Below are 8,487 nucleotides of genomic sequence, written 5' to 3'. Positions count from 1 at the left end.
CGAGTCGGTCTCGATGTTCAGGAAGTCGAAACCGGCTTCGCTGTCGACGATGTAGTCCAGCGACAGCGTCGGGGTCCCGGCGCCACCCACGTCGGTGTAGGTGATCCGGATGCCCTGGTACCAATCGTTGTCGTAGCCGTCTGAATCGGTGCAGCACACGTTCCCGTGGTAGCCCACGGCGAACGAGTTGCCCGCCATCCCCGTGGCGGTCGTGAACCCTGTCTCGAGGTGCCAGTACTGGACACCATCGTTCAGGATGTGGTTGTCCACGTGCGTCCAGCCTGCCTCGCTGCAGGGTGCGCCGGTGTCGAACGTCCAGTCGGCGATCCACACCGTGTCCTGCAACGCTTTCTGCGGCGCGGGATTCGTGCCGTCGACGTCGCCGATCAGGTCGACCTCGACCTCCGGCTCAGACACTTCCGGTGGCGGGCCCGAAGGCCGGGCCCAAGCGGTTCCGGCAAGCAGAGCCGCGATGCAGATGCAGAGGTGAAAACAGAGTCTGAATCGGGCAGACCGGCTCTCAGAGTTCGACAGGGCTCCGGGAGCGAGCACAGAACGCAGCATGATTGTCCCCCCCTCGAGACTAACAACTCTGCACGATGACTTGGTCGTGCTACTTCATGACCACCATCTTCCTGGTCAGAGTCTGGTCCACCGCGTCGAGGCGGTAGAAGTACACGCCGCTGGCGACCTTGTTGTTCTGGTCGTCGAGACCGTTCCACACCACCGTGTGGTTGCGGCCCGCGGACATGTCCTTGTCGACCAGCGTCCGGACCAGCCGCCCGGCGACGTCGTAGATGCGCAAGCTGACGCGTCCACCCTGGGACAGGTCGAAGCGAATCTCGGTCATCGGGTTGAACGGGTTCGGGATGTTCTGATGCAAGACGGTCTGCCGCGGCAAGGCGTCGAGGGCGTTCTCGTCTCCCACGCCCGTGGCTGGATTCGGTGAACGCAGACAGGGCGGCGGGAGCACAGCCCAGAGGATCTGCTGTAGGAACGTGAGCTCCGGTGGCGTCGCGGCAGGTGTCCCGGCGTTGTCGCGGATGTCGAACCAGGGGTGGGTCTGCTGGATCGTGTTGTAGCCCCCGGCGTCATTCCGGTTCATGACGATGGCGCCGGCGCCGAGAACAGCGTTCGTTGGACTGCGGTACCTGTGGGTACGCACCGCGCTGCCAACGGCGTTGATGGCGTCGTAGTTATCCACCACCGGGCAGCCACCATTGAGGGAGAACAGTGTGGTGCTGAAATCCACGGTTGCCGAGCCAGCGCCCGTGTCGAAAGTGAAGCTGGCCACGCCATCGACTTGCGGGTTGAAGTTGAGCGCCTGATCGGCGCCCGCGAAGGTTATCCCCATGGTGGTCGCGATGAGGCTGTTGGTTGGCTTCTCCTGGACGGTGTTGGAGCCCATCATCCACAACGTCGCCCGGCCGGCTGCACTGGACGAGCCCTGTGCCAGCCACTGCACGAACCAGGTGGCCTGATCGATCTTCTCGGAGTCGAGGTTGACCCCGTCTGGCAGGAGTGGTCTGCCCGGAGTACCGTTGCCGTTGTCGTAGACGATCAGGCTGTAACCCGGGCACTGTTGGATCGTCGCCCGGCCAGCGAGCTGGTTGTTGGTGTTCCCCATGCCTTGATGGTCGTAGACATCGTAGTGGCCATGCGGGTCAGTCGCCGTCGGTCCGTATCCCAGACGATCCAACGAGTACATGAAGGAGGTGCGGTTGACTTGGCCGCTCAGCCTCCGCGTCACGATGTTCTGGACGTAGAGGATGCAGTTCTCCTGCGTCGAGTTGGCGAGTTGTTGCGCCGTCGGCGCGATGTCTCCGTAGTCATCGGCCAGGATCGCGGTCCTGTAGGCCGGGTCCCAGTGGATCGTGGGCAGGAAGTTGACTTCGAAGAGTCCGCCCGTAGCCGCCTGCGCTTGAGCGATGGAGGTCGGCGGTGCCGTCAACCCCCGGGGGTCGGAGGTGAAGCCGCCGGCAGCGTCCGTCGCCGTCCAGAGGTACTGCAGCACGTCGCCGCCACGGAAGTAGAAGTCGTCCATGTCGACGAAGTAGTTGTTGGCCAGCGGCACACCGGAAGCCGCACGGGTCGTGTCGGCGTTGAACGAGAAGAACCCGTTCGGGCCCACCGACCATGGCGGCGGGGCCGTGGCCATTGTCGTCGGTACGGCCCTGCCCTGGTGCGGGCCGGCCACGACGGCGCCATAGAACACCACCGAGCTCACCATGTTGCCGCCCGGCACCGGGCGCAGCGCTTGCACGTTGACGTTGATCGAGTCACCTGTGACCAGGTTCGGGCTCGGGAGCGTTCTGCCGAAGCCGGGCTCCGCTCCCTCCGAGAAGGCGCAGGCGCCGAAGCGATCCGTGGTCGGACGGAAGTGCTGGCCGGCAGGCGTCACGATGGGGCTGATCTCGGTAGGGAAGGCATCTTGACCCTGCGAACGGGAATCGATGCCTTCGTTGATCACTGGACCGGTGAGGACCAGGCGCCCGATGCGGGTGCGATCGACGTAGGGGCCCGGGCCGACAACGAACGGCACCGGCACGCCGGCCCCGGCGATCCACTGCCAGTCCGAGGTGCGATGTCGGATCTGAATCTCCATGGAGGTGGGATCCAAGGTCGTCGACATGTCGAACATCAGGGACTGCCAGCCGAAGAACGAGAGCGAGTTCCACTGCCCGGCGTGACGCCAGCCCGTGACGCAGGAGACATTGCGACCCCGGACCGACCAGTTCTGCACGATGCGGCTGGTTTGGAAGAAATTGCCGGGGAAGCGGCGGAACGCGAGCACCGTTCCGCTCGCCGTCGGTGTGCTGGCCAAGCTGACCCACGGGCTCACGACGATGTCGTCGAGCCAGTTCCGCATCACGTAGCCCCCGGGTCCGAACGCCATGCTCGGATCCCCCTGCCAGGACATGGGGTCGGTCCACAGCCAGGCGCAAGTCCTGTTCTCCGTGCAGATGTCGTTGTCGGTGATGTGCTGGTACAGACGCGCCCAGGTGCCGAAGGGCACGCTGTCCGCGATGTTCAGCGCCGTACCGAAGCTGAGGACGCCGTCCTCGAAGTTCTCGGTGCGGGTACCGGAGCCGTCGACAATCACGATGTTGTCGAGGACGGCGGCTTCGCCCACCGTCGTCGGCTGGTCGCCGTCGCAGGGCGAGAAGCCGCCGTCGGCGAAGAAGGCGATGTAGACGCAGTGCGAGCCCGGGCCGTACTCGTCCAGGGCCACCGCATTGAACTCACCGTTCGTGTTCAAGCCGTCGGCCTGGCCCTTGAGCTTCCGGTAGTTGGCCGGAGCCCGGTTCGGCGCGGTAATGAAGTTCACGCGGGCGTACGACAAGCACAGCGAGTCGGTCTCGATGTTCAGGAAGTCGAAACCAGCCTCACTGTCGACGATGTAGTCCAGCGACAAGGTCGGGGTCCCGGCGCCACCCACGTCGGTGTAGGTGATCCGGACGCCTTGGTACCAATCGTTGTCGTAGCCGTCCGCGTCGACACAGCAGACGTTCCCGTGGTAGCCCACGGCGAACGAATTGCCCGTCATCCCCGTGGCGGTCGTGAACCCCGTCTCGATGTGCCAGTACTGGACACCATCGTTCCGGATGTGGTTGTCCACGTGCGTCCAGCCTGCCTCGGTGCAGGAGGCGCCGTGGTCGAACGACCAGTCGGCGATCCAGATGGTGTCCTGTAGGGCCTTCTGCGGCAGCGGGTTCGTGCCGTCGACATCGCCGACGAGGTCGACCTCGACATCCGGCGCGGACACTTGCTGGGCCTGGCCGGCCGGCCGCGCCAGAGCGGTACCTGCGACGAGAAGCAAGAGGCAGAAAGGGAGGCGAAAACAGAATTCGGGAACGAAGCAACGGCGAGGCATGGCGGTCCCCCCCCCAGTACGAACACTCCGCGGACGAACAAGCCCGCAGAGCGATGCGAGCGCACCGCATGCCGAGCCGAGGGCGGAAGCAGCGCTGCTCCCGCCGACAGCGGCACGCGCTGGGCGGCGCGAGGTCGATCATGGATGCGGCAGGAGAGGGAGGGAGGGCCCGCCGCCGTTGTCGTCTTGTCCGGCTCGATCGCGGAGGAAAGCGTACTCCCACGCGGGGAGCGGGTCAACGACGAGCTGCTCAGGCCGGGGCGAAACTCGGGGCCAATGCGGCGAGCTCGAGGAAGCGCCGGTGCACCCTCAGCTCAGTAGAGAGTTCGGGGTGGAAGGTCGTGGCCATGGCCCGCCCCTCTTCGACCCACACCGGCTCGTCGCCCAGTCGGGCGCGAACACGCACCCCGGGGCCGCAACGGAGAATGCGCGGGGCGCGGATGAGGACGGCCTCGATGATTGGGGCTTCCGGATCGTCGGTCATGGCGGTCTCGACCCGGCTCATCGTCTGGCGGCCCCAGCCGTTGCGCTGCACCGAAATGTCGAGCAGGCCGAGGGCGGGGCCCGGCGGGTTCTGCACTTCCCGGGCGAGGAGGATGGCGCCAGCGCAGGTGCCGAAGAAAGCACCACCGGCGCGACCGAAGTCCTGGAGGGCAGTGTCGAAACCGTCTTCCCTCAGGAAGTGCCACATCGTCGTGCTCTCGCCGCCGGGGAGGACGAGACCGGCGAGGCCTGCGAGTTCACCCGGCCGCCGCACCTCGCGCCAGCGGACGCCAAGCTGGTCGAGGACGCGTTCATGCGCCTGGATGTCCCCCTGCAATGCCAGGATTCCTACCTGCATGCTGCGCCCCCGATCTGCGGGATGAGGGATGGCCCGATGCTTCGATGAATTCATCAGAGATTGGGCCCGCCTCCCACCTCCCGCTTACCAGCCGCGTGTCTGCAACAGGTCCTTCTCTTCGAGCCGGCGCACGTCGAGACCGGGCATGGCGCCTGCCAGGCCCGAGGACGCCCGCAACACTTCCGCCGGCTCCCTGAAGTGCAGCGTGGCATGCACGATGGCACGTGCCCGTGCCGGGGGATCCTCGGACTTGAAGATGCCTGAGCCGACGAAGACGCTCTCGGCGCCGAGCTGCATCACCAGAGAGGCGTCGGCGGGGGTGGCGATACCGCCGGCGGCGAAGTTGGGCACCGGCAGCTTCTCGTTCTCCCGCACCCAGCGCACCAGCTCCACCGGAGAGCCGAGCTCCTTCGCCTCGTGCACCAGCTCTTCGGGGCCGAGAACGGTCAAGCGGCGGATCTGGGCGGTGATCTTGCGCAGGTGACGTACCGCCTCGACGATGTTCCCCGAGCCGGCCTCGCCCTTGGTGCGGATGAGAGCCGCCCCTTCGGCGATCCGCCGCAGCGCCTCGCCGAGATCGCGGCAACCGCAGACGAAGGGGACCTTGAACGGCCACTTGTCGACGTGGTGCTCCTCGTCGGCAGGAGTGAGCACCTCGCTCTCGTCGATGAAGTCCACTTCCAAAGCTTCCAGCACCTGGGCCTCGGCGAAGTGACCGATACGTACCTTCGCCATCACGGGGATGGAAACAGCGTCTTGGATCTCGCGGATCCTGTCGATGGCGGCCATGCGGGCCACGCCGCCCTCGGCGCGGATGTCGGCAGGGACGCGCTCGAGCGCCATGACCGCCACCGCCCCAGCGCTCTCGGCGATCTTCGCCTGCTCCGCGTTGGTGACGTCCATGATGACGCCGTTCCGGAGCATTTCGGCGAGCCCTCTCTTGGCGCGGATGTCGCTATCCATGGGTCCTCCTTCGTCACACGTAGGGCCGTGCCTCGCTGGCGCGGCCGCGCTGTCCGACCTCGCGAGTGAGCGCGTGCAGATGGCGCCCGACGATGGCGAGGCCCTTGTCGATTTCCTCTTCGCTCGTGCGGCTGATGGAGAGCCGCGCGCAGCCATAGCCCGGATCGGCGACGAAGAAATGCCGTCCTGGGCTCAGGTACACGCCGTCGCGGGCAGTCCGCGCGGCGAGCTCCTCGTCCACCACTCCCTGCGGCAGCTCGAGCCAGAGGCAGAAGCCGCCGGCCGGGAGGCGCCAGCGCGTTCCTGGCGGCATGTGGGCGCGCAACGCTTCGTCGGTGCGCGCCATCCGGGCGCGATAGACCTGCCGGAGCCGCCGCAGGTGCTTGTCGTACTCGCCGCGCCGGCAGAACTCGGCCAGCGCCGCTTGCAGGAGCACGGAGCTATGGAAATCCGTGGCGCGCTTCAGGTGCGCCAGATCCGTGATCAACTCGCGGGCCCCCACAAGCCAGCCGATCCGGAAGCCCGGGCACAGTCCCTTGGAGAAGGTGCCCACGTAGCAAACCCGGCCGTCCGGATCAAGGGCGCGGAGCGGGAGCACTTCGCCACCATCCCAACGCAGCTCTTCCTCGAAACCGTCCTCGAGAAGGACGAGATCATGGCGCGCGGCGATCTCGAGCAAGCGCTCGCGGTGGCCGCGTTCCGTCGTGATCCCGGTCGGATTCTGGAAGTGCGGCATGGTGTAGAGGAACTTGACGCGCCGGCGTCCAAGGAGCGCTTCGAGCTGCTCCAGGTCGAGGCCCTCCGCCGTCATCCGCACCGGCAGGATATCGGCGCGATAGAGCCGCAGGAGCCCCAGCAAGTTGCCGTACGTCGGCGACTCCACCACGACGGCGTCGCCGGGGTCGAGAAGTGCCTTGCAGAAGAGCTCGAGGCCTTGCTGCGCTCCGTTCACTACCAGGATCTCGTCGGCGTCGACGCGGGTTCCGCCGAGACGCAAGCGCTGCGCGATCATGTCGCGGAAAGGTGCGTGGCCGCGGGTGGAACCATACTGGAGGAGCTGCTCGCCGTTGCGACGCAGCACGTCATCGACGCAGCGCCGCAAGCTGTCCACCGGGAAGAGGCGTTCGTCCGGCACGACGCCAGTGAAATCGATGCGATCCGTGCGGCGTTCCAGGCCGGCTGGGCCTTCGAGGCGCGGCAGACCGTCCAGTCCCGCCGCCAAACGCTCCGACCAGCGCGCTCCCGCGGCGGTCCTGCTACTGGCGGCGGCGCGCTTTGCTGGCGTCTCCGGTCTGCCGGCGACACGGGTGCCACGGCCGACACGCGCCTCCACCAGACCAGCGGCGGCGAGGGAGTCGTAGGCGCTTGTCACCGTGGCGCGGTTGACGCCGAGTTTTCGCGCCAGACCACGGCTCGCCGGCAGGCGATTGCCTGGGACGAGGTCACCACCCTCGATCAAGCCGCGGATCTGCAGCTCGATCTGTCGGTGGAGCGGGAGCTCCCGGGTGCGATCGAGGACGAGTTGCATGGCCGCCTCCAATTGGCCGGTCCACAGTAGGCTAGCCAAAGGAGCCACAGGGCGCAAGAGCCATTCCAAGCCTATGTTAGCCCCATAATTGGATGGGCCATTTGTCATCTTGGACTGGAAGGCTGCCAGGTCGCCCACGCCGGTGCAGGCAGCACAACCTCGCTCCGGATCGCCTCCTGCATCGACAGCAGGTGTCCACGACGGTGACGGCTGGAAGCACCGAAACCCGCCTCGATGGCTTGTAGCGTCCGTGCGCCCGGTACGCGCCCTGCTGGAACGCCCCCGGCCCCGAACGCCCTCCCGCTAGGAACGACATCCCATGCGTGTTCTGCTCCGGAACTTCGCCATCGGTTTCCTTAGCTGCCTCGGGTTCACGGTGTTTCCCGCTCGAGCCTGCCAGGGTGAGGTGCGGTTGAACGAGATCCTCGCCGATCCGGCGACGGACTGGAATGGCGACGGCACCGTTCAGTTCCGCGACGACGAGTGGCTGGAGATCGTCAACACCGGTCCGCTGGCGGCGTCGTTGGACGGCCTCTTCCTCGCCGACGCGAGCAACATCTTTCGTTTCGGTTTCACCGGCACCCTGGCTCCGGGCGCCGTGCTCATCGTCTACGGCACGGACAGCGTGGCCTGGGAAACGAGCAACGGGGCGAGCACCGTGGGCTTGTCGCTCAACAACGCCGGCGACACGGTGCGGCTCTTTCACGTGGTCGCAGCGGAGACACTCGTCGTCGACGAGTACATCTATGCCGCCCACGAAGGTCTCGACGATCGCTCCACCGGACGCCAGCCCGATGGTGCCGACAACTGGGTCGTCTTCGACGGCCTCAATCCGTACACCGGAACGACGGCGCCTCTCGGTACCGGGTGCAGACCGACGCCGGGGGCCCAGAATGGTTGTCCCCTGCCGGTCGCTCCGGCGACCTGGACCCGGGTCAAGAGGCTCTTTGCCACCGAGAGCGAGTCGTCGCCGGACAAAACCGGCGTTCCCGCCAGCCCGCCGGGCGGGGCGCCTCGTGACCGTCCGCAAGGAGAGCGGTGATGCAGCGACTCGAAGCCTTGCTTCCCGCTTTCGTTCTCGGTCTCGCGGTGGCCTCTAGCATGCTGCCCTCGGCGCCTGGTCTGGCGCTGCAAGCCATCGTGCTGCCGCAGCTCAGCTTGGAATGCTGGGTTGCCATCGCCGTTGCCTACAGCGCCTGCACGCAACCGGGCCTGCAGGGAACGGTCGGCTGCGGCTTGGGGCTGGTGCAGATGTTCGAATCCTGTCCTTGAGACTCGGTG

The 8,487-nt window shown here is 66.5% G+C and carries 7 protein-coding genes; 2 read left to right on the top strand and 5 right to left on the bottom strand.

Annotated elements, in window-relative coordinates; translation table 11 throughout:
* The 5 genes from VFE28_06660 to VFE28_06640 form a co-directional block, all read right to left on the bottom strand.
* Positions 1-417 (bottom strand): hypothetical protein (locus tag VFE28_06660; GenBank protein HZM15666.1); only part of this gene is annotated, 417 nt, incomplete at its 3' end.
* Positions 418-613: 196 nt separating this feature from the next.
* Positions 614-3,874, bottom strand: coding sequence for a FlgD immunoglobulin-like domain containing protein (locus tag VFE28_06655; protein HZM15665.1), 3,261 nt, complete (start codon positions 3,872-3,874; stop codon positions 614-616).
* A 250-nt stretch (positions 3,875-4,124) separates the two neighbouring features.
* Entirely contained in the window at positions 4,125-4,715 is a 591-nt protein-coding gene (pdxT, locus tag VFE28_06650; protein ID HZM15664.1) for a pyridoxal 5'-phosphate synthase glutaminase subunit PdxT, read from the bottom strand.
* Positions 4,716-4,799: 84 nt separating this feature from the next.
* The gene (pdxS, locus tag VFE28_06645) at positions 4,800-5,678 is read right to left on the bottom strand and encodes a pyridoxal 5'-phosphate synthase lyase subunit PdxS (GenBank protein HZM15663.1); all 879 of its coding nucleotides are present in this window, start codon (positions 5,676-5,678) and stop codon (positions 4,800-4,802) included.
* A gap of 13 nt (positions 5,679-5,691) precedes the next feature.
* Complete coding sequence (locus VFE28_06640; GenBank protein HZM15662.1) at positions 5,692-7,206, bottom strand: PLP-dependent aminotransferase family protein; 1,515 nt, start codon at positions 7,204-7,206, stop codon at positions 5,692-5,694.
* A 319-nt stretch (positions 7,207-7,525) separates the two neighbouring features.
* Here VFE28_06640 and VFE28_06635 point away from each other — a divergent pair, with 319 nt between their 5' ends.
* Positions 7,526-8,248: a lamin tail domain-containing protein gene (locus VFE28_06635; protein ID HZM15661.1), complete on the top strand. Its 723-nt coding sequence runs from the start codon at positions 7,526-7,528 to the stop codon at positions 8,246-8,248.
* Complete coding sequence (locus VFE28_06630; GenBank protein ID HZM15660.1) at positions 8,248-8,478, top strand: hypothetical protein; 231 nt, start codon at positions 8,248-8,250, stop codon at positions 8,476-8,478. The genes VFE28_06635 and VFE28_06630 overlap by 1 nt, the downstream gene beginning before the upstream one ends.
* Positions 8,479-8,487 lie beyond the last annotated feature (9 nt).

This window comes from Candidatus Krumholzibacteriia bacterium (assembly GCA_035649275.1).
In the GTDB taxonomy this organism is placed as follows: domain Bacteria; phylum Krumholzibacteriota; class Krumholzibacteriia.
This window is presented reverse-complemented; position numbering and strand designations above follow the sequence as displayed.

What these genes read in the sequence shown, in the direction of transcription:
- VFE28_06630 (HZM15660.1), top strand. Translation starts at nt 8,248, where the DNA reads ATGCAGCGACTCGAAGCCTTGCTTCCCGCTTTCGTTCTCGGTCTCGCG.
- pdxT (HZM15664.1), bottom strand. Translation starts at nt 4,715, where the DNA reads ATGCAGGTAGGAATCCTGGCATTGCAGGGGGACATCCAGGCGCATGAA.
- VFE28_06655 (HZM15665.1), bottom strand. Translation starts at nt 3,874, where the DNA reads ATGCCTCGCCGTTGCTTCGTTCCCGAATTCTGTTTTCGCCTCCCTTTC.
- VFE28_06640 (HZM15662.1), bottom strand. Translation starts at nt 7,206, where the DNA reads ATGCAACTCGTCCTCGATCGCACCCGGGAGCTCCCGCTCCACCGACAG.
- VFE28_06635 (HZM15661.1), top strand. Translation starts at nt 7,526, where the DNA reads ATGCGTGTTCTGCTCCGGAACTTCGCCATCGGTTTCCTTAGCTGCCTC.
- pdxS (HZM15663.1), bottom strand. Translation starts at nt 5,678, where the DNA reads ATGGATAGCGACATCCGCGCCAAGAGAGGGCTCGCCGAAATGCTCCGG.